General features: G+C 71.5%; 18 protein-coding genes. 8 read left to right on the forward strand and 10 right to left on the reverse strand.

The window, feature by feature from the left end; genetic code table 11:
* Positions 1–43 precede the first annotated feature (43 nt).
* Positions 44–2,203 carry an alpha-galactosidase gene (locus tag IH68_RS0128305; RefSeq protein WP_078912634.1) on the forward strand — a complete coding sequence of 720 codons (2,160 nt, stop codon included), beginning with the start codon at positions 44–46 and terminating at the stop codon, positions 2,201–2,203.
* Here the strand turns inward: IH68_RS0128305 and IH68_RS0128310 are convergent.
* Positions 2,196–3,068 (reverse strand): MaoC family dehydratase N-terminal domain-containing protein, encoded by an 873-nt coding sequence (locus IH68_RS0128310; RefSeq protein ID WP_030940423.1) that lies wholly within the window; start codon positions 3,066–3,068, stop codon positions 2,196–2,198. The genes IH68_RS0128305 and IH68_RS0128310 overlap by 8 nt on opposite strands.
* Before the next feature lie 13 nt (positions 3,069–3,081).
* Positions 3,082–4,014 carry a LysR family transcriptional regulator gene (locus IH68_RS0128315; protein ID WP_051833766.1) on the reverse strand — a complete coding sequence of 311 codons (933 nt, stop codon included), beginning with the start codon at positions 4,012–4,014 and terminating at the stop codon, positions 3,082–3,084.
* Between the two features lie 100 nt (positions 4,015–4,114).
* Here IH68_RS0128315 and IH68_RS0128320 point away from each other — a divergent pair, with 100 nt between their 5' ends.
* The gene (locus IH68_RS0128320) at positions 4,115–5,146 is read left to right on the forward strand and encodes an NADP-dependent oxidoreductase (protein WP_030940426.1); all 1,032 of its coding nucleotides are present in this window, start codon (positions 4,115–4,117) and stop codon (positions 5,144–5,146) included.
* A 111-nt stretch (positions 5,147–5,257) separates the two neighbouring features.
* Here the strand turns inward: IH68_RS0128320 and IH68_RS0128325 are convergent, their stop codons facing one another.
* The 3 genes from IH68_RS0128325 to IH68_RS58345 all read right to left on the reverse strand — a co-directional run bounded on the left by IH68_RS0128325 (position 5,258) and on the right by IH68_RS58345 (position 11,475).
* Positions 5,258–6,019, reverse strand: a complete 762-nt coding sequence (locus IH68_RS0128325) for a ribosome-inactivating family protein (RefSeq protein WP_030940429.1) — start codon at positions 6,017–6,019, stop codon at positions 5,258–5,260.
* Between the two features lie 1,195 nt (positions 6,020–7,214).
* Positions 7,215–10,940, reverse strand: a complete 3,726-nt coding sequence (locus IH68_RS0128335) for a helix-turn-helix domain-containing protein (RefSeq protein WP_030940431.1) — start codon at positions 10,938–10,940, stop codon at positions 7,215–7,217.
* A gap of 37 nt (positions 10,941–10,977) precedes the next feature.
* Entirely contained in the window at positions 10,978–11,475 is a 498-nt protein-coding gene (locus IH68_RS58345) for a hypothetical protein (RefSeq protein ID WP_234341626.1), read from the reverse strand.
* A 50-nt stretch (positions 11,476–11,525) separates the two neighbouring features.
* Here IH68_RS58345 and IH68_RS58350 point away from each other — a divergent pair, with 50 nt between their 5' ends.
* The gene (locus IH68_RS58350) at positions 11,526–11,822 is read left to right on the forward strand and encodes a hypothetical protein (RefSeq protein ID WP_234341628.1); all 297 of its coding nucleotides are present in this window, start codon (positions 11,526–11,528) and stop codon (positions 11,820–11,822) included.
* On the opposite strand, the gene IH68_RS0128345 is transcribed toward IH68_RS58350, so the two are convergent.
* On the reverse strand, positions 11,819–12,958 hold the full coding sequence (locus tag IH68_RS0128345; RefSeq protein ID WP_030940436.1) for a magnesium and cobalt transport protein CorA: 1,140 nt from the start codon (positions 12,956–12,958) through the stop codon (positions 11,819–11,821). The genes IH68_RS58350 and IH68_RS0128345 overlap by 4 nt on opposite strands.
* Positions 12,959–13,160: 202 nt before the next feature.
* Here IH68_RS0128345 and IH68_RS53625 point away from each other — a divergent pair, with 202 nt between their 5' ends.
* Positions 13,161–14,588: a winged helix DNA-binding domain-containing protein gene (locus IH68_RS53625; RefSeq protein ID WP_078912635.1), complete on the forward strand. Its 1,428-nt coding sequence runs from the start codon at positions 13,161–13,163 to the stop codon at positions 14,586–14,588.
* Positions 14,589–14,591: 3 nt separating this feature from the next.
* On the opposite strand, the gene IH68_RS0128360 is transcribed toward IH68_RS53625, so the two are convergent.
* A complete protein-coding gene (locus IH68_RS0128360; protein WP_030940439.1) occupies positions 14,592–15,239 on the reverse strand; it encodes a LysE family translocator in 648 nt (215 codons plus the stop codon).
* A 78-nt stretch (positions 15,240–15,317) separates the two neighbouring features.
* On the opposite strand from IH68_RS0128360, the gene IH68_RS0128365 reads away from it, so the two are divergent.
* Both IH68_RS0128365 and dmpI read left to right on the forward strand, forming a co-directional pair.
* Positions 15,318–16,184 (forward strand): LysR family transcriptional regulator, encoded by an 867-nt coding sequence (locus tag IH68_RS0128365; RefSeq protein ID WP_030940441.1) that lies wholly within the window; start codon positions 15,318–15,320, stop codon positions 16,182–16,184.
* 113 nt (positions 16,185–16,297) lie between these two features.
* Complete coding sequence (gene dmpI / locus IH68_RS0128370) at positions 16,298–16,480, forward strand: 4-oxalocrotonate tautomerase DmpI (RefSeq protein WP_030940445.1); 183 nt, start codon at positions 16,298–16,300, stop codon at positions 16,478–16,480.
* Between the two features lie 120 nt (positions 16,481–16,600).
* On the opposite strand, the gene IH68_RS0128375 is transcribed toward dmpI, so the two are convergent.
* From IH68_RS0128375 to IH68_RS0128385, 3 genes are all read right to left on the reverse strand, one after another.
* The gene (locus tag IH68_RS0128375; RefSeq protein ID WP_030940448.1) at positions 16,601–17,392 is read right to left on the reverse strand and encodes a S1 family peptidase; all 792 of its coding nucleotides are present in this window, start codon (positions 17,390–17,392) and stop codon (positions 16,601–16,603) included.
* 205 nt (positions 17,393–17,597) lie between these two features.
* Complete coding sequence (locus IH68_RS0128380; RefSeq protein WP_030940451.1) at positions 17,598–20,405, reverse strand: ATP-binding protein; 2,808 nt, start codon at positions 20,403–20,405, stop codon at positions 17,598–17,600.
* A gap of 133 nt (positions 20,406–20,538) precedes the next feature.
* A complete protein-coding gene (locus IH68_RS0128385) occupies positions 20,539–21,384 on the reverse strand; it encodes a helix-turn-helix transcriptional regulator (protein WP_030940454.1) in 846 nt (281 codons plus the stop codon).
* 117 nt (positions 21,385–21,501) lie between these two features.
* Here IH68_RS0128385 and IH68_RS0128390 point away from each other — a divergent pair, with 117 nt between their 5' ends.
* Both IH68_RS0128390 and IH68_RS0128395 read left to right on the forward strand, forming a co-directional pair.
* Positions 21,502–23,178 (forward strand): AMP-binding protein, encoded by a 1,677-nt coding sequence (locus tag IH68_RS0128390; protein ID WP_030940458.1) that lies wholly within the window; start codon positions 21,502–21,504, stop codon positions 23,176–23,178.
* Positions 23,175–24,764: an AMP-binding protein gene (locus IH68_RS0128395; RefSeq protein ID WP_030940460.1), complete on the forward strand. Its 1,590-nt coding sequence runs from the start codon at positions 23,175–23,177 to the stop codon at positions 24,762–24,764. Before IH68_RS0128390 ends, IH68_RS0128395 begins: the two co-directional genes overlap by 4 nt.
* Positions 24,765–24,819 lie beyond the last annotated feature (55 nt).

Raw genomic sequence — 24,819 nt, forward strand, 5'->3', positions numbered from 1 at the left:
ACCTTGGCGCTCCGCGCCTCGGCGGACCTCGGTGACACTCGCAATGTCCCTCGTTCGGACCGCCCAACTGCCCGGAACCGTCCTGGAAGAGCCTTGGAAGGGGAAAGTGTTGACCGCTGACGTCGCAGCAGTGCAGAGATCCCGTCTCTGGTCGCACCCGGAACTCGGACTCCACGCCTTCGCGGACGCCACCGGCTCGGTCAGGCTGGGCACGTCCGACCAGGACTGGGCCTCCCTCGTCCCCCTGGTCGAGGTCACCGCCACCGGCCACGGACGCCTGTGGTCGGGCGAACGCTTCATCGAGACGGCCATCGGCGACCGCCTGGCCTACCGCGGCCACGAGACGGCCGAGGACGGAACCCGCGAGCGTACGACGATCCGACTGGCGGACCCTGTGACCGAACTGGCCGCCGACGTCGTCCTGGAGACCGGTCCGGGCGCCGGTTTCCTGCGCGCCCGGGTGCGCCTGGTCAACGAGGGCGGGGCACCGCTCCGGCTGGAGAGCGTGACCACCCTGACCCTCGGCGGCATCACCGATGCCGACGGCGGCTCCGACGGTCTGACCCTGCACTGGGCCGACAACGACTGGCTCGCCGAATGCCGCTGGCGGCAGGCCGCCTTCCGCGACCGGGTCGTCCCGCTCAGCCGGTCCGCCCACGGACACGAGGGGCGCGGCTGCTTCGAGCGCTATTCGCAGGGCAGTTGGTCCACCGGCCGGCATCTCCCCGTCGGCGCACTCACCGACGGGGACGGTCGCGCCTGGCTGTGGCAGATCGAGTCCAGCGCGGGCTGGCGCTTCGAGACCGGTGAACGCGAAGGCGCGGCCTACGCAGCCCTGTTCGGCCCCGACGACGCCCACCACCAGTGGCACCACACCCTCGCGCCAGGCGAGGAGTTCCACACCGTTCCCGCCGTCCTCGTCCGGGTCGAGACGGGCGGTCTCGACGCCGCGTTCGGTCAACTCACCGACTGCCGCCGCGTTTTCCGCCGCGACCACCCCGATCACCGCACACTTCCGGTGATCTACAACGACTACATGAACACCCTCATGGGCGACCCCACCACCGAGAGGCTCATGCCGCTCATCGAGGCAGCGGGCGCGGCCGGTGCCGAGGTCTTCGTCGTCGACGCGGGTTGGTACGACGACGACGCCCAGGGCTGGTGGGACGCGGTCGGCGCGTGGGAGCCCGCGCAGCGGCGCTTCCCCGGCGGCATCAAGGAGGTCCTGGACGCCGTCCGGGACCACGGCATGACCCCGGGGCTGTGGCTGGAACCCGAAGTCGTCGGTGTGCGCAGCCCGTTGGCCCGCACCCTGCCGCCCGAGGCGTTCTTCCGGCGCGGCGGCATCCGCGTCACCGAACACGGCCGGCACCACCTGGACCTGCGTCACCCCGCGGCCCGCGACCATCTCGACTCGGTCGTGGACCGGCTGGCCGGCGAATGGGGTGTCGGCTATCTCAAGCTCGACTACAACATCAACATCGGCCCCGGTACGGAGAACGGCGTCGAGAGCCCGGGTGCCGGACTGCTCGGGCACCATCGCGCCCACCTCGACTGGATGGCCTCCGTCCTCGACCGGCACCCCGGCCTGGTCCTGGAGAACTGCGGGTCGGGCGGCCTGCGCATGGACTACGCCCAACTGGCCGTGGCCCAGCTGCAGTCCACCAGCGACCAGCAGGACCTGCGGCGCTACCCGCCCATCGCCGCCGCGGCCGCCACCGCCGTGGCCCCCGAACAGGCCGCCGTGTGGGCCTATCCGCAGCCCGGCCACACCCTCGACGAGATCGCCTTCACCCTCGCCGGGGCGCTGCTCGGCCGGATCCACCTCTCCGGCTTCCTCGACCGAATGAACGACGACCAGTCCGCCCTCGTACGCTCGGCGCTCGACGTGTACAAGGACATCCGGCGGGAGATCGCCGAGGCGCACCCCTTCTGGCCGCTCGGCCTGCCCGGCTGGGACGACACCTGGATCGCCCAGGGACTGCGCGGCCCGCAGTCCACGTTCGTCACGGTGTGGCGCAGGGGCCCCGCCGACGGAACGACCCGCGAGCTCACCGTCCCCCACCTGCGCGGCGCACAGCTCCACCCGTCCGTGCTCCACCCCACCGCGTCCGGCGGCACCGCACAGTGGAACGCGGCAGAAGGGAAGCTCACCGTCTCCCTGCCCCGCTCCGACACGGCCGTCCTCCTCCGGCTCAGCTGAAGATCACCTCGGCGCTCGCGTGCCGGGCCTCGCGAGGGGTGGCGATGTGCAGTTGGGCCTGCCCGTCGCAGGGCGCGCCGTCGGCGAGGAGGTGTTCGCCCACGAACGTCGGACGGTGCAGCCGGTAGGACAGTGACCGCACCTGCCGCTGCGGGGCGTTCCTGCGGACCAGCTCCAGCATCAGCAGCGCCAGCAGCGGGCCGTGCACGACGAGGCCGGGGTAGCCCTCGACGTCACGGCAGTACGGGGTGTCGTAATGAATGCGGTGCGCATTGGCCGTGAGCGCACTGAAGCGGAAGAGCAGGGTTTCGTCCGGCTGCAGGCGCAGGTACCACGAGCCCTCCGGCTCCGGTACGGCAGAGTCGTCGAGGGCGGCCGGGTGCCGGGGAGCGGGGCCCGCGCCCGACCTGTAGACGATGTCCTGTTCCTCGACCAGGCAGGTGCGGCCGTGCTGCCGGAACTCCTGGCGCTCGGTGACGAACAGCAGCTCCCCGCTGCGGCCCTGCTTCGGGGCGACCGCGGCCAGACTGCTGACCCGCTCGGCCGGTTCGCCGAGGCGCAGGGGCTCGCCGATCGTGCAGCGCCCGCCGGCGAACATCCGCCGACGGCTCGGGACGGGCGGCAGGAAGCGCGCGTCGCGCAGATGCCCGTCCGGGCCCAGGGACTCCTGGGGCGGCCAGTGCAGGAAGTACAGCCACTGCCACAGCGGAGGCAGCGGATCACCGTCCTCGGCGGCGGTGCCGGGCAGGTCCAGCACCGCCGACAGAGCCGCCGCCGGCCCGGCCGGCAGAGCGTCCCCGTCCGTGACCGGCTCGGGACGCCAGGACTCGACGTAGGAGGCAAGGGGGGCGGGGGAGGAGGACATGGGCTTGATTTCCTCAGGTCGGCGGGGCGGTTGGCAAGCTCACCGGAGCCAGTCGCAGGTGAGCGGCCGTGGCCCGCAGTTCCCGCACGCAGGCGCGCACGACAGCCGCTCCGGCCAGTTCGGAGGTGGTGACGTAGCCGACCCGGCGCGTCGGGCGCTCGGGGCCGAGATCGGCGATCGCGACCGAGTCCGGTGCTCCGGCCAGCGAGAGCGCGGGCATGATCGCCATTCCGTGCCCTCCGCTCACCAAGGAGAGCACCGCTCCGTCGTCCTCGGCCTCGACGGTCGCCTTCGGGATCCAGTCCTGTGCCGCCCACCAGTCACGGGTGTACGAACCGCAGTTCTCCGCCCAGTCGACCAGAGGCAGCGAACGCGGGGCGGCGTGTCCCGCCGCGTGCACCAGGGCGTACGGCTCCTCGAAGAGGCCGCCGGTGACCAGACCCGGCGGCAGCGGCGCGGAGCCGCCCAGCGTGGCGATGGCGATGTCGGCCTTCCCGTCGGCCACTTCGCCCGCGGTGCCGCGCCCCACCTCCCGGACGATCCGCACCCGCGGCTCGATCCCGCGATGCCGGGCGCGCAACCGCTCGAGGACGGGCGGAAGCAGATGGAGAGCCGCGCTGCGGAAGGCCGCGATCCGCAACGGCCCCTCCGCCGCGTCGGACATGGCCGCACCGCGCGCCTCGGCGGTCAGGACGTCCAGCAGGCGCAGGATGCGGCGGGCGTGCGCCACGGCCTTCTCTCCGGCAGGGGTGGGGCGGGCGCCGGTACGGCCGCGGTCGAAGAGCACGGCACCGATCTTGCGCTCGCTGCCGCGCACCGAGTGGGAGACCGCGGACTGCGTCAGACCGAGTGCCCGGGCCGCGGCCGAGAAGCCGTCGGTGTCCGCGACCGCCACCAGGACGCGCAGTTCGTGCGGGGCGAGATCGGAGTCTGTCGTGCGGGCCACGGGGCGCTCACCTCAACGTATGAGAAATGCTCATGGAACGGGGCGTCGCATGAGCCCAACCGGCTGCCCGGCAGGGGCATTCCCGCCCTACGGTCCGCTCATGAACGAGACCGCGCTCACCGTGCACCAGACGGGCCGCCCGCACGGCTTCCCCACCGCCGAACACTTTGCTTTCGTGGAGTCCGCGCTTCCCGCCCCCACCCCCGGCAGCGCCCTGGTGGAGAACCTCTACTGGTCCGTCGACCCCTATCACCGCGAGATGATGGACGACGTGCCCGGCGGCTTCGCGCTGCACGCGCCCCTGGAGGGCCGCACCATCGGGCGGGTCATCGCCTCGCGCACGCCCCGGCTGCCCGAGGGAGAGATCGTGTTCCACCGGCAGGGCTGGCGCACGCACGCGCTCGTCACGCCCGAGGAGATCCGGCAGCTTCCCCGCTTCGACGGTGTGCCCCTGACCGCGTACCTGAGCATCCTCGGTGGCACCGGCCTGACCGCCTATGTGGGCCTGACCCGGATCGCCCGGCTCCGGGAGGGCGAGGACCTGTTCGTGTCGGCCGCGGCGGGCGGGGTCGGCACGGCCACCGGGCGGTTCGCGCGGCTCCTCGGCGCCGGACGGCTCGTGGGCAGCGCAGGCTCGGCTGCGAAGGCCGACCACCTCACGCGGGAGGTCGGCTACGACGCCGTCTTCGACTACCACGACGGCCCCGCCGCCGACCTTCTCGGCAAGGTCGCACCGGACGGCATCGACGTGTTCGTCGACAACGTCGGCGGCGAGCAACTGGCCGTGGCCGTGGGGGCGTTGCGCGAGTTCGGGCGCATCGTCCGCATCGGCACGATCAGCCAGTACAACACCCCTGACGCGCCGCCGCCGCGCTTCGACTACGCGGACATCGTGGAGAAGAGCCTCCGCATGGAGGGCTTCCTGGTCAGCAACTACCGCGACATGCAGGAGGAGTTGTACGAGTTCGCGGTACCGCATCTGCAGAGCGGCCGGCTCGCTCTGGACGAGACGGTGGTCGACGGGTTCGAGCACATCGTGGACGCGTTCCTGGGAATGCTGCGCGGCCGGAACACCGGCAAGATCATCGTGCGGGCGAGTCCGGCGGTACTCGGAGCCGGACCAGCCATTTGAAGATCACGTACAGACCGGTGCATACGACCGCCATCAGCCCGATGGCGAAGGGGTGTCCCGGAGCGGCTCGTACTCCGGCAGCCCGACGGCTTCGGGAAAGGCTGATGCGGTCTAGTCACGCATCAGGCCGGCCTGCTGTGCGGTGACGAAGACGTCGGATCCGCTGTCCATGCCGTTCGCGATGCGGTTGGCGATGGGGCGGAACCGGGAGGCCTCGGTGATGGCCATGATGTAGCGCAGCATGCCGCGGGCCTGGGCCGTGCGGTCCGTGCCGCGGGCGCCGAGGTCCCTGAGGCTGTTCTCGAGGCTGGACTCGCACAGGTTGACTTCGGTCAGCGACTGGTCCGCGACGCGGGCGAGGGCGTCGTAGCCCTTGCCGAGAAACCAGTTGTCGTCGGTGGCGTCCTCCTTGCCGGGGACGTCGGAGACGAGGTTCAGGACGAAGTTGTGCGGGGTGTCGCTGGAGAAGAACCGCACGACGCAGAAGTCGCTGAGCCGCACGATCGCATGCACGGCGGGGATGTGGCTGCCGGTGCTGATCACGACGTCGGCGAAACTCCGGGTCTCCGTGTTGTCGGTGATGACGGCGTTCACCCCGGTGTCGACGTTGCGCATGACGCGGCCGTCGGCCGAGGTCTCGGCGAGGTTGCGCAGCTGGTCGAGCATTGTCAGATAGGAGCCCGAGCCGCGCTTGATGTTCCAGCGGACCTGTGGAAAGTCGATGTGTTTCTCGCCGGCGCCGGTCTCCGCGTCGATCGTCACCTGGTCCTCCGCCGTCGAGGCGGATGTGTCGGTGTCCCTCGGCGCCAGCATGATCACCAGGAATCCGAGAAGGACGGACAAGGCGACCACCATGAGGACGCTGGTGGGCATGGTGTGCTCCGGTTGTTCGACGTGCAGCGAGGTCAGGACCGACGCTCACAGCCGGGAGGTTGTTTGGCAGGCCCCTTTTGCCGCCGCAGACAATTCCGGAGGATCGAGTTCCGCATGACTTGTCCGGACGTAACGCTGTCGTTGCCCCACGTCTCTACCTCACTCCCACCGCGAGGCTCGGTATCGACACCGTCGGGCAACAGCCGGCGGGCGAACGCAGGTGCAGGACGCCACCGGCGTACGGCGGCTGCTCGGCAACCTGCTCGGCGCCCCGCCCGCCTCTTCGCGCAGGGCGCCGAAGCCCTCGCCCGCGCGGTCGCCCCGCGCACGTTTCCCGGAGCGACGGCGACGCCTTGCGGCAAGACGGTGATCTTGCGGTTGCGGCGTCGCGGTGGCCCCGGCGCGGGCTGTTGAGGCGCTCTCGATTCAGGGATCGTCGTCGCGTCCGTGGCGGCCATGCGCTGTTCCTCGGATGACTCGGTGTGCCGGGAGCCGGCCTTGCTGCACCGACGCTCGCAACCGGAATGTTGTTTGGCACCTCCCTTTTGCCAGGTCGGACAACCCTGTGGACGTCGGCGGACCGGCCGGCCGCAGCGGCTGGGATTGTCCGACCTGGGGGGACGGCTGGAGGGACAACTCCCGGGCCCCTGAAGATCGACCCGTCGCTGCCTCGGTCCGACTCCCCCCTCGGCCGGGGCAGCAGCCCGACCCGGTCTGCGGGTCGAGGAATCCGACGGGAGAGCTGTCCATGAAGGTCCGGAAGACCGTCCGCCGCCGAGCGGCCGTGCTGGCATCGGCCCTGTCCCTCGCGCTGATCCCCCTCTCCACGGGGACGACCGACGCCAACACCGGCGCTGGCCGGGGCGACGACAAGCCCGACGTGCTCCGGGACTGCAACACCGCCAAGGTGCGGACCGAACCGGGCAAGGGGCATCAGGGCGGCAACCCGGTGTCCAACTGCGCGGGCACCTCCCCCGTGCGGTTCGCCCCCGTGTCCGCCGGCGTCTCGCAGACCGAGAAACGGGAGGTGGGCAAGACCGCCGGCGCCACCACCACGCTCAGTGGACACATCAAAAAAGGTGAGGCGGGCGAGCATTGCTTCGCCCCCTACCGGCGCAAGTCCCAGGGCTGGGCCGAGGTCCACTACGGCAAGCGAAAGAGGGGCCACTGCTGCCGGTACCACCCACGGAGACGGTCAGGGACAGATCCGCCTGTAGGGCCGGTCCGGAACGTAGGTGCGCCACTGCGCCCGGGTCAGCTCCGTGTTCCCGGCACGGGCGCAGACAAGGGATACCGCTCGGTCCGGATCCACCACGTACCGCTGGAGCGGGACGTGCTCGCCGCCCGCGTACAGCATGCTGCTGTCCGGGCTGAAGGCGAGCGTGTCGATGCTCTCACCGTGGGTGGGCAGAGGAGGACCGAGAGGTTGCTGGGTTGCGATGTCCCAGAGCTGGACGGTGCCCGCGTCGCCGCCCACGGCGAGCGTGCTGCCGTCCGGGCTGAAGGCGAGAGCCTTGATCGCCTCGGCCGAGCCGGAGGACGGATCGGCGGGCGCCGGAAAGACGTTCCTCAGGATGCCGGCTCGGTGCCGGAGGTCGCCGTCCCAGATGGCCACCCGCCCGGTTTCGTCGCCGGCCGCCATGCGGGAGCCGTCGGGGGCGAAGGCGATTTCTTCGATGCCGTCGTGCTGGACGAGGTCCTGGACGTGGGACCGGCCGGCTCGGACGACGCGGTTGTCGGTCACGAGAAGCCCGCCGTCCCGGCTGACGGCCGGAATGCGGCCGCCCGGGCCGGGGAGGAGCGCCGTCCTGCGCTGCCGCGTGGTGTCCCATGTCTCGTTGAAGTAGCCGTCCTCGGTCAAACGTGCGGTGAGGAGCGTACGACCGCCCGGTCCCAGAGCGATCGCGTCCGTAGACGTCGTGGACGCCGTCGCCAGGTCCACAGTGGTCTTCGCGTGTCCGCCGGCCACGTCCCACACCGTCACACGCTGAGGCGCCGTGTCCCAGGGGGCGGAGACTCCGTACGCGACCATGCCTCCGTCGGGGCTGAAGGACAGCAAAGGCTCGGTGACCTCCCCCGGGACCGTCCGGTTGCCGGGGCGGAAGAAGGAACGTGACGGGGGCGGCAGGGTTCGCAGCAGACGGCCGTCGCGCGTGTTCCGCAGCTGGAAGACGTAGCGGTCACCGACACGTTCGGCGGTGGCGAGCGTCCTGCCGTCGGGGCTGAGCCGAACCCCGGCGAGCGGACTCTTGCGCCAGGCGCGGTTGAGCGTCGTGGTGAGGTCGAGGGTGTGGACCGTGCCTCCTTCGAGGTACCGCAGCAGGGGCCGCGAGGAGTCCCAGGCGAGACCGGAGAGCGACTCGTTGTCCAGGGAGTGACGGAAAACAGGGGCGCCGCCCTTGGACAGACGCCACACGCTGATCTCCTGGCCGCCGCCGGTCGCCAGGAACGAGCCGTCCGCGCTCACGACGGCCGAAAGGACACCCGGGTGGGCGACGTCGGCGAGCTTTCGTCCCGACGTGGTGTCCCATACCCGCACCCGGCCCCCGGTGAGAGCGAGGAGCCGGCCGCCGGTGAGGCCGAAGAGAGTGCGGTCACCATCACAGACGCCGCGAGCGCTCGTCCAGGCACCGGTCCGGACGCTGCGCGCGGAGGTGTCCCAGACCTGCGGGGCCCGACCGTGCGGGCAGACGGCCAGCAGCCGGTCGTCGTCGGCTGCCGCGGCGGCGAGCTCCCCGCTGCCGGCCGAGGGGGTTCGGAAGACCAGATGGCCGTCGGTGGAGGAGTAGAGCCCAGCCCGGTCGCCGAACATGCTCGTCACCAGGTAATTGCGGCCACTCGCGCCGAAGCTCACGGTGTCCTCGAACGGCAGGGGATCCCCGATCCAGCGTTTCGTTCGGGTGTCCCACAGCCGCTGGGTCTGCCGGGCGGTCTGGATGACGAGCACCCGGCCGCCCGGACCCGCGCCGAGCAGCGTCCCGTGCGGTACCGACCCCGAGGCGATACGGCGGTGGGTGTCCACATCCCAAGTCCGCCAGGTGGTGTCGCCGAGGCTGAGCAGAGTGCGCCCGGAGCTGTCGAGGATCCGGGTCGGTTCGTCACCGGGCGCCGGGTCGGTGAAGTTGTCCAGTTCGGGCTGGGCCAGTGCGCCCAGCAGGGCTCGGCGGGACTCCGGCAGCTCAGAAGTGCGCCATGCGGCGACGCCGAGCAGCATCGCGGTGCGCGGGTCGGTGGTGCGCAGCGCGTCGGCGACCGCGGCGACCCGGCGGGCCGCCGTGTCGGTGGTCTGCTTCTCGCTGTCCTGACGCAGTCGCAGCGCGGTCAGGCCGACGACCAGGGCCACCACCAGCACGGCGCAGAGCGAGGCCGTGAGCGTGCGGCTCCGGCGCCGGGCCCGGGTGGCGGCCCGCTCCTCCGCCGCCCGCTGCTCCGCCGCGGTGACCAGGAAGGCCGTCTCCTCGGACGTCAGACCGTCGTAGCCGCGGTCCTCGCCCGCGAACAGTTCCTCGGCCCGCGCCAGGCGGGTGCCCCGGTAGAGCGTGCCCGGGTCGCGGTCGTGCTCCAGCCAGGTGCGGGCGGCGTCGGTCAGCTGCCGGTGGTGGCGCAGCCGCTCCCGGTCCGCGTCGATCCACTCGCGCAGCCGCGGCCAGCAGGTGATGAGCGCCTCGTGGGCGAGCTGCACTCCGTCGTCGTCGGTGGTCAGCAGCCGGGCCCGGGTCAGCCGCCCGGCGACGGCCCGCACTTCGGGGTCCTCCCACCCGGCCATTTCCTCCCAGCCGAGCGGGCGGCGCGTGTCGGCGTTGCCCTGGCCGGGCTCGACCATCCTCAGGAGCAGGTGCCGGGCAGCGTGCGCCTGTGCCGGTGAGAGTTCCCCGTACGCCTCCTCGGCGCTGGCCGCGATCGCGCCGCGCACCCCGCCGGCCGCTTCGTACGCGGCCAGGGTCAGCATCCGTCCCTTGCGCCGGCGCCAGGTCTCCAGCAGGGCGTGCGACAGCATCGGCAGTCCGCCGGGCTCGTCGAGCACGTCCTCGACGATCCGCGCCGTCAGCGTCCGCTCCACGATGAGCCCGGCCGCCTGCGCGGGACCGACCACCGCCTCGCGCAGTTCGTCCGCGGTCATCGGCCTGACCAGGAGCCCGCTGCCGTGCAGCGCCTCCGCCAGTCGCGGGTGCTCGGCGCACCGCGCATAGAAGTCGGAGCGTACGGCGATGAGCACGCGCAGTCGGCTGCCCGGGTCGCGTGCGGCGAGCAGAAGGTCGAGGAAGCGGTCACGCTCGGCGCGCTCGCGGCAGAGGGTGAAGACCTCCTCGAACTGATCGACCACCACCCAGCTCTCCGGCTCGTCGGCCTCGGGCGTCAGCAGATGGCCGTAGGTGGTGGCGGGCCGGGCTCCCGGAGTGAGGATCCGAAGGACCGCCGAACGCCCCTGCTTCGCGATCCTCTCCCGCAGCAGGGGAATCAGACCGGCCCGCAGCAGGGAGGACTTGCCGCTGCCGGACGCCCCGAACACCACGGCGAACGGAGACCCGGACCCCAGCTCGCTCAGCTCGTCGATCAGCCGGTCCCGGCCGAAGAACAGCTCACGGTCATCCGGCTCGAAACGCGCGAGGCCACGGTAGGGCGGGGCGGCGTCGGCACCCTCCTGCCTCTCCTCCCCGGACAGCGCCTCGGCCTCCGCCCACCGTGCCTCCCAGGCAGCGGGGTCCTCCCCGCACGCCTGGACGTACGCCTGGAGCACGGCCAACGACGGCAGTCGCTCGCCGCTCGCGGCCTTCGCCAGGGTCGTCACCGAGAAGCCGGCCTTCTTCGCCATGGCCCGGTACGACACGCCACCCGCCGAACGGCGCAGCTCCCGAAGATCATGGGCGAGCCGCTGCACCGGACCGGCCGCCGGGTCGACCGGTAGTTCGGGACGCCCCACCGCGAAGCCTCTTTCGCACACAAGAAGAAAAAGCTGATCAGCAGCACAAGGTACGTTTCGTCCCCCTCGGGCGAAAACCCTTTCCGACTGTGATGTCCGTCGAAGAGGCCGCCGCGCGGACCACGCCGTGGCCGGACGTCGTCCGGCTCTTCACCGAGCGCGCCGCCGCGGGTGCGCGGTCCTGCCGCCGCCATCGCCATCGCCGCCACCAACACCCGCTCTTCCTGCGGAGCAACCACCACGTGGTACAGAAGTGCTCATGGCTACCGGAATACCTGGTCTTACCGAGTTGTGGCAGCGCTTCGACGATTGGCTGGCCGAGCATGCTCCGGGAGACCATGGGGCCTTGCGACCGGGTTGTCCGGTCGGCGGGATCAAGCGTCTGGAAGATGGCCTCGGCTTCTCCCTCCACGAGGATGTGAGGACAATCCTCGGACTGCACAATGGCGTCACCATGCGGAGGGCCAGTACGGAGCCGGGAGCCTTTCTCCTCGGCTACAGCCTCCTTGACGTCGACGGAATCCTGGAAGCTCATCGAGATCTCGTCTCGATGGTGGAGGACGCCCGCGAGGAGGGCAGGAGGACTTGGTCCTCGGCCGCATCGCCGACGGCCAATGGGTTCCCCTCGCCCGGAACATCGCCGGCGATCTGCTGTTCGTGGACCACCGGCATCATCACTGGGGAGAGATCGGGGAGATGTCGTTCGGCGATCCCGAGTACCGCATGCTGTGGCCGCGGATGGATCTCATGCTCGCGGATCTGTGCGACTCGGTGGAGAACAGCGCTCCGGTGACCCCCGTACCGCGAGTGCCCGTTGTGTATGAGGGGCGGATGCTCGAGTGGCACATCCGCCCCCCACAAAAGGTCAGGGACGGCCTCTAGAGCCAGTCCCGTCGCTTGAAAATCACATACAAACTCACGCAGACCGCCCCCATCAGGCCGATCGCGAAGGGGTATCCGAAGCTCCAACTCAGCTCCGGCATGTGCTTGAAGTTCATGCCGTAGATGGTTCCCACGAGTGTGGGAGCAAAGAGAATCGCCGCCCACGAGGAGATCCGCTTGATCTCCTCGTTCTGCTCGAACCCCGCCTCCGCGAGCGCCCGCATCTCCGCGTTCTGCTGCTGGGTCACCAGCGTCGCGTTCACCGTGAGGATGTCGGTGAGGGCCTGGCGGAAGCCGTCGACGCGTTCGCTGGTGTGGGTGACGTGGTCGGCGACGTCCCGGAGGTAGCGCTGGAGTTCGTCGTCCGTGCCGTATTTGGAGAACCCGGCGATCAGACCGTGCAGCATGCCGACCAGGGGGCGGGTGGCGCGCTGGAACTCGACCATTTCGCGGGAGAGTTCGTAGATGCGGCGCGAGACCTCCGGGTCGCCACGGAAGACCTCGGTCTCGATCTCGTCGATGTCGTTCTGGACGCCGGCGACCACCGGGGCGTAACCGTCGACGACTGCGTCGAGTATGGCGTACAGGACGGCCTCCGGGCCCAGCTTCAGCAGCTCCGGCGACTCCTCCATACGGCGGCGGACCGCGGAGAGGTCGGGGGCGGCGCCATGGCGGACCGTGATGACGAAGTCGGGTCCCACGAACACGTGCAGCTCGCCGAAGTCGACCTCCTCCGGGGCGTCGAGATACCGGGCCGCCCGCAGTACGACGAAGAGCGTGTCGCCGTATCGTTCCAGCTTCGGGCGCTGGTGGGCCTCCATCGCGTCCTCGACCGACAGCGGGTGCAGGTCGAACTCGGCGGCCAGGGAGAGGAGTTCTCCCTCGGTGGGGCGGGCGAGGCCGATCCAGGCCATGCCGGACGGCTGGTCGCGCAGTTCGCGGAAGGTCTCGGCGAGGGTGGCGGGGGCGGAGACGCGGACGCCGTCCCGGTACAGCGCCGCCTGGACGACGCTGGCCACCTCCGACGGCTCCGGGGGTGCCGGTTCGGCCGGGGCCGGTGTGCTGTTCGATGCCGGCGGCTGCGGTGGGGTCAGCGCACGGCGCCAGACGGATTTCCTCCCATTACCGGAGGCCATGGGGGTACCTCCCGCTCGAGCGAAGTCGAGAGTGGGGGAGGGTGCGTCGCTCGGACATGCGGCTGCCTCCCGGGTCGAACCTGCGGCTGCGTGATCCCCGGCAGGATATACGGGGCAAACGGCGCCGGGGTGACCCGGGCGTCCGGGGCTCGGTGAGAGTTGCGGACAGCAGGTGTCCGCAAGCACGGCTAGCGTGCGGGGCATGACGAAGACGACAGCGACGGCTCCTGTGCTCGGCACCCGCGCTCTCAACCGAGCGACCCTCGGACGGCAGCTGCTCCTGCGCCGGTCGCCGCTCTCCGCCAAGGCCGCCGTCGAGCATCTTCTCGGGCTCCAGGCGCAGAACGTCAAGCCGCCGTACTACGCGCTCGCCGCCCGCCTCGACGGCTTCACCCCCGAGGAGCTGTCCGGGCTGATGGCGGACCGCGAGGTCGTCCGTATCGTCACCATGCGCTCGACCATCCACACCCACACCGCCGCCGACGCCCTCACCCTGCGTCCGCTCGTCCAGCCGGCCCGTGACCGTGAACTCACCAACTTCCGCAGGGGACTTGTCGGCGTGGACCTCGAACGGCTCGCTGCCCTCGCCCGCGATCTCGTCGAGGCCGAGCCGCGCACCATGAAGCAACTGCGCGATGCCCTGCAGACCGAGTGGCCCGACGCCGACCCACAGGCCCTCGCCATCGCAGCCCGCTGCAAGCTCCCGCTCGTCCAGGTCACCCCGCGCGGCCTGTGGGGCCGAAGCGGTCAGGTCGCCCTGACCACCGCGGAGCACTGGCTGGGTCGCGGCCCGGCCGCGCGCCCGGCCACGCCGACCGCGACTTCGCCGGCCGAGACCGCCCCGGGCACGGCTGCGTCGGCGGCGACTGCCCCGGCGCCGGGCATGCCGTTCGCCGAAGGCGTCCCGTCGACTTCGGCGGCTGCGATTCCTCCGGCCGGGGGCGAACCGGCCGAGACCGCGTCAGCCGTGACGCCGTCGGGCGTGGCTGCGTCGGCGGAGACTGCTCCGCCGTCGGATGTACCGTTCGCCGAAGGCGTCCCGTCGGCCGAGACCGCGTCGGCCGTGACTGCGCCTGGCGCGGCATCATCGGCCGCGTCCGCCCCGGCGCCGGGCGCCGGAGCCGCGCCCGCCCCCGACGCCACGGTGCTCCGCTATCTCGCCGCCTTCGGTCCCGCCTCCGTCAAGGACATGCAGACCTGGGCCGGTCTGACCCGGCTGCGCGAGGCCTTCGAGCGGCTTAGTCCGCAGCTCGTCACCTTTCGGGACGAGCGCGGCGTCGAGCTCTTCGATCTGCCGGAGGCACCGCGTCCCGACGCCGACACTCCGGCCCCGCCCCGTTTCCTCCCCGAGTTCGACAACCTGCTCCTCTCGCATGCCGACCGCACCCGGGTCGTCCCGGCCGAGTACTGGGGCCGCAGCTGGGTGGGCAACCAGGCCTACTGCACGTTCCTCGTCGACGGCTTCCTGGCGGGGGTGTGGAGGCTGGCGGAGGGCGCCCTCGTCATCGAGCCGTTCGGCACACTCACCAAGGCCCAGCGCGCGGACCTCGCGGAAGAAGGGGTGAGGATGCTGGACACCATGCACCCCGGGTCGTCGTACGACATCCGCTTCGGGACCGTGGTTGCGTGACCGTCAGTCCGCCCGGCCCGTCACCGCCACCGTCAGGCCCAGCCCGATCATCGCGAAGCCGCCCGCGCCGCCGATCATCGACAGACGGCGGTCGGAGCCGGCGAACCAGGTGCGGGCGGCCGAGGCGGTCAGGCCCCACAGGGTGTCCGTGACCAGGCCGATCGAGATCGGGATCAGGCCGAGCAGCAGCATCTGCAGCGGTACGTGGCCCGCCGCGTGGTTCACGAACTGGGGAAGTACGGCGGCGAAGAAGACCACTCCCTTCGGGTTGGTCACCCCGACGAGCACACCGTCGAGCACCGTGCGCAGATCGCCGCGCGCCGGTCCCGCCGGCTGCGTCCGGATCGCCGACGCCTTCAGCTGCCCCCGGTGCCGGAAGGCCTGCACACCGAGGTACACCAGATAGGCGGCGCCTGCGAGCTTCACCGCCAGGTACACCGCCACGGAGCGCTCCACCAGCGAGCCGATGCCGATCGCGACCGCCACCACCAGCAGATACGAGCCGAAGACATTGCCGACGGCCGTCGCCACCGCCGTACGGCGGCCGTGGGCCAGCGCGCGGCCGATGACGAACAGGACGCTGGGTCCCGGAATCACGATCACCAGCAGGGACATCGCGGCGAAGGCGAGGAAACGGTCCGTGGACACCATGCGTATCGCTCCCTCGGGTCGGTGCCTTCCGGCGCTCATTCAAACAGCTCCCCGCGGGGCCCCTCTAGAGTCGAGCCCATGGAACTGCGGCAGCTCACCTATTTCGTGACCGTCGCCGAGGAGCTGCACTTCGGACGGGCGGCCGAGCGGCTGCACATCGTGCAGTCCGCGGTGAGCATGCAGATACAGCGTCTGGAGCGGGAGCTGGGCGCCGAGCTGTTCGACCGGACGCCGCGCCGGGTGCGGCTCACGGCGGCGGGGGAGCGGCTGCTGCCCGAGGCGCGGGAGGTGCTGGCGGCGGCCGACCGGGCGCGTGCCGCGGTCGCCCCGCTGCCCGGCCTGAGGATCGGCACCAGTACGGGCCTGGGCGTGCATCTCGACCGTGTGCTCGCGGCGTTCGCGCGCCGTGCGCCGGACGTGCCCGTGGAGCTGTTCTCGCTGCCGGTCGCCGAACGCCTGGCCCGGGTCGCGGGCGGCCAGTTGGATGCCGCTTTCGTACGGGCCGTCGAACCGGTGCCGGGTGTACGCGTGCTGCCCCTGTGGCCCGACCCGTTGGTGGCCGCCCTCCCCGCCACGCATCCCCTTGCCGGCCGCGAGGAGATCGGCATCGAGGAGCTGGCCGAGCTGCCGCTCGCCCTCACCGAACGCCGCAACAACCCCGCCCTGGTCGACCTGGTCGTCGGCGCCTGTCACGAGGCCGGGTTCGAGCCGCTGCCCGGGCCGGCGAGCGGCTCCCTCCAGAACATCCTCGCCACCATCGGCAGCCGCCCCCTGTGGACCGTCGTGTACGCGTCCCACGCGCGCGTGCTGCACAGCCTCCGCGTCGCCTTCGTGCCGTTCCGCGCGCCGGGCCTCGCCCTGTCCACGGGCCTCGCCGTGCCCGTCAGTGCCCCGCCCCCGCACCTGGACACCCTGCTGCTGGCCTGCGGCGATCACGAGAACTGATCGCTGCGGTCGCGGTCTGATTCTTGGTCGCGGACGCCCGACGCGATGGACTGGACTCACCGAAAGGGACCGCAACAGGCCCCAACAGGCAAGTCACTCAAGGGAGTTCAGCCATGCCGATCGTCACCGTCCAGCAGGGTCCCCGCGACACCGAGCTCAAGCGGGACCTCGTCAAGCGCATCACCGATGCCTTCGTCGACGCGTACAGGATCCCGGCCGAGACCGTTCAGGTGTGGATCCACGAGGTGCCGACGGACAGCTGGGGCGCGGCGGGGAAGCTCACCGCCGACAAGTAGTGCCCCATGCGCGACAAGTAGCGCATGGAAAGGGGGCGCTGCGAGCTGCTCGTGGTAGCCCGCAACGCCCCCTTGTCTGTCACCTGAGGAGTGCTCAGGAGATCTTCTGGGGTACCCGTCCTACGAGTTGACCTGTGCGGTCACCAGGCTGGAGAAGGTGGTCAGCCGGGTGTAGACACCCGGGTACCCGGCCTCCGCACAGCCGTTGCCCCAAGAAGTAATCCCTGCCAGGACGCCCCCGATGAGCAGGGGACCGCCGCTGTCGCCCTGGCAGGTGTCTGTGCCGCCGGATGTGTATCCGGCGCAAACCATGTCGGTCTGGACGAAGTCAGACCCGTAGGAGCTCTTGCAGCTGGAGTCGGCCGTGATCGGCACGGTCGCGGTCCGCAGCTGGTTGGAGGAGCTGCCGTTCTCCGAGGTGGTGCCCCATCCGAGGATGCGGGCGGTGGTGCCGGCCGCGTACACCGAGGTGTCCGACGACGAGACGTACGAGGCCGTCGTGTACGGCATCGACGTCGACAGCGTCAGTACGGCCACGTCGTCGCCGTTGGTGGCGTCCGTGTAGTCCGGGTTGATCCAGATCTTGCTGACCTTGCTGACCGTACCGTTGGTGCCGTTCAGATAGGTGCGGCCGCCGACGACTCTGACGCTGCTGGTGGTCTCGCCGACCATGCAGTGAGCGGCGGTGATCACCTTGGTGGCCGAGACGAGGGTGCCGCCGCAGAACTGGTTCTGCGAGGCGTCCGTGATCTGCATGACGAACGGGTAGGCCGTGGTCGTGGTCGTGGTGCCGCCCACGATGGGCTGGGGCGCGGCTGCCGCGGAAGGAGCGCCGAGCAGTGCGGTGGCGGCCGCTGCAGCGGTCGCCGTGAGTACCGCGGCGGTCTTCCTGGCACGGTTGGACCCGAACATGAGTCTCCTCAGTGGGGGTTGCCGGTGGGGGGTCGCGCGGGTGTGGGGGGTTGTGCACGGGGGTCGCGGGACCGACCCCCGTATGCCCGGGCGAGCGGCACGTCCTCAAGCTAGGACGCGGAACCCCCGGCTCCCAATGAGGGAACCCCCTAGGGGGTTGCGTGAGGGAAAACCCTCGGTCGGGTTCAGTTAACCTGGCGCGCCGTCACTTCGCTCGCCGTGCCGCCGCCAAACGGACGATATCCACGCGCGAGCGGATCCCCAGCTTGCGGTAGACCCGGGTCAGTGTTGCCTCGACCGTCTTCACGCTGATGAACAGCCGCGCGGCGATCTCCCGGTTGGTCGCGCCCTCCATGACGAGCGCGGCGACCTGGCGTTCCATCGCGGCGAGCCCTTCCAGGCCCTCTGACGCGGCGGTGAGGGGGATCGGTTCCACCGGGTTCGCCACGGCGGCCGCCTCCACCTGACGCACCCACGGCAGCGCCCGGCAACGCCGGAACAGCCGGGCCGCCTCGTCGTACGACGTGCGACCCGGCCGGCCGGGACGCAGCGACGCCAGCGCGAACGCGGCGCGTGCCTCCTCCAGGCCGTACCCCAGTGTGGCGAGCCGGTCCTGGGCCGACGTCAGTTGGGTGAGTGCGGCCTCGTGCTCCCCGCGTGCGGCACGCACCAGTGCCTCGGCCCGGTCCAGCACGGCCAGCACGCCCTCGCGCCCGAGCCGCAGGGCGTGTTCGCGCGCCATGTCGAGGAGTTGCTGCGCCTCGTCGGTCTCGCCGATACGGACGAGGGCCTCGGCGAGGTCGCCGTGCCAGCGGCCGCGCGCGGGGTCGGTGATGCCGAGCCCGTTCTCCAGGTCCCGCACCCGGCGCAGGGAGCGGACCGCACCCTCGGCGTCCCCGGCGACCAGCTGGGCGTGGCCGAGCGCGGTCAGCCCCCGGGAGATGTACATCTGGTCGCCGGCCCGCTCGGCCTGCTCCACCGCCTCGCGGCCCAGCGTCAGCGCCCGCTCCACGTCCCCGCCGGAGGCCTCCGTGAGGGAGGCGAGCACGGCGGAGGGCACCTCGCCGATCCCCGAGTCGCGGGCCAGCCGCATGCTCTCCCGGGCCAGGTCGAGGGCCCGGCCGCAGTGCCCGGAGCGCAGTTCGGTCTCGGCGAGCAGACGCACGAAGTGCACCTCGCTCTCGACCATGCCGCGCCGGCGCGCCTCGCGCAGCAGCGCGTTGACGGTGGAGCGGGCCTCGGGCAGCTGGTCGCTCATGATCAGCCAGCGGTAGCGGGTCGCGCCCGCCCCGTTGTGGTGGCAGGCCACGTCTGGGAGCTGAGGTTCCTTCAGCGCGCGTTTGATGGTCGCGGGGGCGTCCGGGTGGCCCATCAGGGTCTCGGTCGTCGCCTGGAAGGCCAGCGCGAGGAGTTCGGTGCGCCGGTCGCCGGCCCGGGCCGCCAGCTCGGCGGCGTGCGCGGCCTCCTCCCGGCCGATGGCGAAGTCGCCCTCCACGACCAGGCCGCGCCAGGCCAGCTGGTAGTGGACCAGGGCCAGCAGCCCGGGGTCGTCGCCGGCGTCGGCCAGCGCCTGCGGGTAGACGGTGTCGACCTCGCCGAGGGCCTGCCCCGCGGCCTCGATGACGACCATCCAGGCCCGCACCCGGTCCGCGGGCTCGGCGGCCCGGGTCAGCACGTCGCGGGCGATGTCCCGGGCGAGGTCCACCTCGCCGGCGGTGATCGCGTCCTCGGCGGCCTGCAGTCGGTGCTCGTCCGGGCCCGGTTCGCCATCGGCCGGAGTGTGCCGGGCGGCGAGCAGTCCGAGCGAGGCGGCGACCGAGGGTGCCCCGCGGTCCCGGGCCAGGGCGGCGGCCTCGGCGAGCCGGGCCGCGGCCTCCGGATCGGTGCCGGTGGTCGCGAGCGCGAGGTGGCGGGCACGCTCGATCGGGTCGGAGGCCGCCGTGGACAGCGCGGCGTGCGCGGCGCGCCGCTCCTGCGCGGGCGCCTCCGCGTACAGGGCGGCCGAGATCAGCGGATGCGCGAAGCGTACGGCGGGGCCCTCCGGCTCGGTGGCCAGCAGCCCGAGGTCGGCAGCCTGCGCGGTCTCGGCCTCGGCGTTCTCCCGGCCGGCGTCGTGCAGCAGGGCCAGGGTGGGGCGGGCGCCCACGCTGGCCACCAGGAGGGTGCGGCGGGCCTCGACGGAGAGCATGTCGAGCCGGTTCAGGACGAGGGCGCGCAGCGAGGTGGGCACCGGCAGCGGCTCGCCCGGCCGCGGCGGGGTCGGGCTCTCGGCCAGGGCGCGGCCCAGTTCGAGGGCGAAGAACGGGTTGCCGCCGCTGGTGCGGTGGATGTCCCGGACGGTGGAACGTGGCAGTCCGGTGTAGCCGCGGTGGTCGAGCAGGGACGACACCTGGGCGCGGGAGAGCGCGCCGAGCCGTACGGCCAGGGTGTCGGGCGGCGACGCGTGCAGGTGGCGGTCGTACTCCTCGCCCTCCGTGCGCACCGCGCACAGCAGTTGCACCGGGGTGTCGCCCAGGCGGCGGGCGGCGAAGCCGAGGAGCTCCGCGCTCGCCGGGTCCAGCCACTGCAGGTCGTCCGCGACGACGAGGACGGGGCCCTGCGCGGCGAGCGCGCGCAGCGCGGACAGGACGGCCAGGCGCAGGGCGAGGCCGTCGCGCTGGAGGGTGGACTCGCCGCGGCCGGTGAGCGCCGACTCCAGTGCCGTGCGCTGGGCGGTGGGCAGCTTGTCGTACACCTGGTCGACGACCAGGCCGAGCAGGTCGGCGAGGGCCAGGAACGGGAGGTGGGATTCCGACTCGGTCGCCGAGCAGCGCAGCACGGTGCGGGCGGCTGTCCCGTATTCGGATGCCAATGCCCGCAGAGCGGTCGACTTTCCTATTCCGGCGGGGCCGTGGAGCAGCACGCTGCCGCCCTGCGCGAGCTGCTCGCGCGCCGCGCTGAGCAGTTCGTCCCGGCCGATGACCAGGTCGGGGTGGCGTCTGGCAGGCTCCCTCAAGTCCCCTCGCACAGGCACGCTCCCCTCCAAGTGTCGTGTTCGGGCCAAATTCTAGGCAATCTCTCCTTGAATTTCGGACGGAGCACGTGGTGAGGGATATAACAACAGTCAGGCATGGTGAAATTCAAAGCTCCGGTGAACGAATAGAGCGCTACGGCAGCAGCCCCGCCCGACGCGCCGCGACCACCGCCTCGCCCCGCGTGTGAGCACCCAGTTTCCGCATCGCCGACCGCAGGTACCCCTTGACCGTCTCGGCACGCAGACCGAGCCGCTCGGCGGCCACCGCGTTCGTGGCTCCCGCTGCCACACAGGCCAGCACGTCCAGCTCACGGGGGGCCAGGTCCAGCCCCTCGGAAAGGCCGCCCCGGGCCTTCGGGGCCAGCAGCCCGCACACGCCGAGCAGTTCCGCCCGCAGCGCGGGGTCCGCGATCCGCGGCGCCAGCGCCCGCAGGGCCGCATGGGCCTCCCGCACCTGCTCCCAGGCGGCACCCGCCACCGGATCCCGGTCCCGCTCGGTGCGGGCGGTCGCCGCCAGCAGCCCCCGCGCCTCGTCCCCCACGGCCAGCGCCTGCTCCACGTCCCGCGCGGCCTCCATCGCCGCGCCCAGCGTCCGGTCACCGAGCGGCTGCGCCGTGCGCAGGGCGCCGTAGAGCACACCCCGCACCCGGCGTCGCACCACCACCGGCACCGCGAGGATCGAACGCAGTCCCTCCGTGGCGACCGGGATGTCGTACTCGTGGCTGATCTGCCGCGACGAGGAGTAGTCCGTCACCGCGCACGCCCTGGCGAGCGCGACCGCCCGGCCGCCCAGGCCGTTGCCGGAGGTCACCGGCAGTCCGCTCAGCGCGGGTGTCTCGGTGCCGCTGAGTTCGCTGATGCGCATGTGCCGGCGCCCCGGCTCCACCAGGCCGCCGAAGGCGACCGGGAGCCCGGTCGTGCGCCGCAGCCGTACCAGCGCATTGCGTATCTCGACCGCCCCGGCCGCGTCTGCTGTCACCTGCTTGCCCTTTCCCTGCAGCGCACACCCCCGTTCGGGGGTAGTGAGACCTGCATCACGGATTACACGATGGCAGAGAGCCGCCCGGCAATGGTCCGGTGATGAGGAGGAACGACGATGACGACGGCGACGGAGCTCTTCCGCAGTGCGCGGGACTTCCTGCTGGAGCACCGCGAGGACTACGCGAAGGCGTACGAGGGTTTCAGCTGGCCCCGGCCCGAGCGTTTCAACTGGGCGCTCGACTGGTTCGACGTCATCGCCGACGGCAACGACCGGACCGCCCTGCACATCGTCGAGGAGGACGGGAGCGAGGTCCGGGTCTCGTTCGCGGAGATGTCCGACCGCTCCGACCGGGTGGCGAGCCGGCTGCGTGAGCGCGGTGTCCGCGCCGAGGACCGCATCCTCGTCATGCTCGGCAACCAGGCCGAGCTGTGGGAGACGGCCCTCGCGGCGATGAAGCTGCGCGCCGTCGTCATCCCGGCCACCCCGCTGCTCGGCCCCGCCGACCTGCGCGACCGTGTCGAGCGGGGACGCGTGAAGCACGTGATCGTACGGGCCGAGGACACCCCCAAGTTCGACGACGTCCCCGGCGCCTACACCCGCATCTCCGTCGGTGGTCTGCCGGAGGAGGGCTGGGAGCCGTACGAGGACGCGTACGCCCTCGGCCCCGCCGAGTTCCTCCCCGACGGCCCCACGCTCGCGGACGACCCGATCATGCTGTACTTCACCTCGGGCACCACCGCCCGGCCCAAGCTGGTCGAGCACACCCACACCTCCTACCCGATCGGCCACCTGGCGACCCTGTACTGGATCGGCCTCAAGCCCGGTGACGTCCACCTCAACATCTCCTCGCCCGGCTGGGCCAAGCACGCCTGGTCGAACCTGTTCGCCCCGTGGAACGCGGAGGCAACCGTCTTCATCCACAACTACACCCGCTTCGACGCGGGCCGGCTGATGGCCGAGATGGACCGGGCAGGGGTCACCACCTTCTGCGCCCCGCCCACCGTGTGGCGGATGCTCATCCAGGCCGACCTGACCCAGCTGCGCACCCCGCCGCGCGAGGTCGTGGCGGCGGGCGAGCCCCTCAACCCCGAGGTCATCGAGCAGGTCCGGCGCGCCTGGGGCGTCACCATCCGGGACGGCTTCGGGCAGACCGAGACGGCCGTGCAGGTCGCCAACAGCCCGGGCCAGGAGCTCAAGACCGGCTCGATGGGGCGGCCCAGCCCGGGCTACAAGGTGGAGCTCCTCGACCCGGTGACGGGCGCGCCCGGAGCCACCGAGGGCGAGATCGCCCTCGACCTGTCGGCGCAGCCCGTCGGCCTGATGACCGGCTACCACGGCGACCCGGACCGTACGGCGGAGGCGATGGCCGGCGGCTACTACCGCACCGGCGACATCGGCTCCCGCGACGCCGACGGCTACATCACCTACGTCGGCCGCGCCGACGACGTCTTCAAGGCCTCCGACTACAAGATCAGCCCCTTCGAGCTGGAGAGCGCGCTCCTTGAGCACGAGGCGGTGGCCGAGGCGGCCGTCGTGCCCGCCCCTGACGAACTGCGCCTCGCCGTCCCCAAGGCGTACGTCGTCCTCGCCGAGGGCTGGCAGCCGGGCCCCGACACCGCGAAGGTGCTGTTCGAGCACTCCCGCGAGGTCCTCGCACCGTACAAGCGGATCCGCCGCCTGGAGTTCGCGCCGCTGCCCAAGACCGTCTCCGGCAAGATCCGCCGGATCGAGCTGCGCGAGGCGACCGCCGCGGGCTCGGCCGACGAGTACCGCGAGGAGGACTTCCGGTGACCGGACTGTCGTACACGCACGGGACGAGCCCGACCGTCCTGCTCGGGGACACCATCGGCGCCAACCTGGACCGGGCGGTGGCGACCTGGCCGGACCGCGAGGCGCTCGTCGACGTGCCGTCCGGGCGGCGCTGGACATACGCCCAATTCGGCGCGGACGTCGACGAGTTGGCGCGGGCGCTGGTCGCGAGCGGGGTCGCCAAGGGCGATCGGGTGGGCATCTGGGCGGTCAACTGCCCGGAGTGGGTGCTCGTCCAGTACGCCACCGCCCGCATCGGCGCGATCATGGTGAACATCAACCCGGCCTACCGCACCCACGAGGTCGAGTACGTCCTCAAGCAGGCCGGGATCTCACTGCTCTTCGCCTCCCTCAGCCACAAGACGAGCGACTACCGGGCGATGGTCGACCAAGTGCGCGGCAGCTGCCCCGAGTTGCGCGAGGTCGTGTACATCGGCGACCCGGGCTGGCAGGCGCTGCTCGGCCGCGGGATGGCCGAGGCCTCGTACGAGGAGCTGTCCTGCGACGACCCCATCAACATCCAGTACACCTCGGGCACGACGGGCTTCCCCAAGGGGGCCACCCTCTCCCACCACAACATCCTCAACAACGGTTATTTCGTGGGCGAGTTGATCGCCTACACCGAACAGGACCGGATCTGCATCCCCGTGCCCTTCTACCACTGTTTCGGCATGGTGATGGGCAACCTCGCGGCGACCTCGCACGGTGCGTGCATGGTGATCCCGGCGCCGTCCTTCGACCCGAAGGCCACGCTGGAGGCCGTCCAGCAGGAACGCTGCACATCCCTGTACGGCGTCCCCACCATGTTCATCGCGGAGCTGAACCTCCCCGACTTCGCGAGCTACGACCTCTCCACCCTCCGCACCGGCATCATGGCGGGCTCGCCGTGCCCGGTCGAGGTGATGAAGCGGGTGGTCGCCGAGATGCACATGGAGGAGGTCTCCATCTGCTACGGCATGACGGAGACGTCCCCGGTCTCCCTCCAGACCCGCAGGGACGACGACCTGGAACACCGCACCGGAACGGTCGGCCGGGTCCTGCCGCACATCGAGGTGAAGGTCGTCGACCCGGCGACCGGAGTGACCCAGTCCCGCGGTGTCCCGGGCGAGTTGTGCACCCGCGGCTACAGCGTGATGCTCGGCTACTGGAACGAGCCCGAGAAGACCGCCGAGGCCGTCGACCCCGGCCGCTGGATGCACACCGGGGACCTGGCGGTGATGCGCGAGGACGGCTACGTCGAGATCGTCGGCCGCATCAAGGACATGATCATCCGGGGTGGTGAGAACATCTACCCGCGCGAGATCGAGGAGTTCCTCTACGGCCACCCGAAGATCGCGGACGTCCAGGTCGTGGGCGTACCGCACGAGCGCTACGGCGAGGAGGTCCTCGCCTGCGTCATCCCTCGCGACCCGGCCGACCCGCCGACCCTTCAGGACGTGCGCGCCTTCTGCGAGGGCCGGCTGGCCCACTACAAGGTCCCGAGCCGGCTGCAGATCCTGGAGGCCTTCCCGATGACGGTGTCGGGGAAGGTGCGGAAGGTGGAGCTGCGGGAGAAGTACGCCCTGTAGTTCCGTGAACGTCGTTCGAGCGGGGGTGCCCACGGCGCCCCCGCTTTTTCCGTGC

Source organism: Streptomyces sp. NRRL S-646, from assembly GCF_000720765.1.
GTDB lineage: Bacteria > Actinomycetota > Actinomycetes > Streptomycetales > Streptomycetaceae > Streptomyces.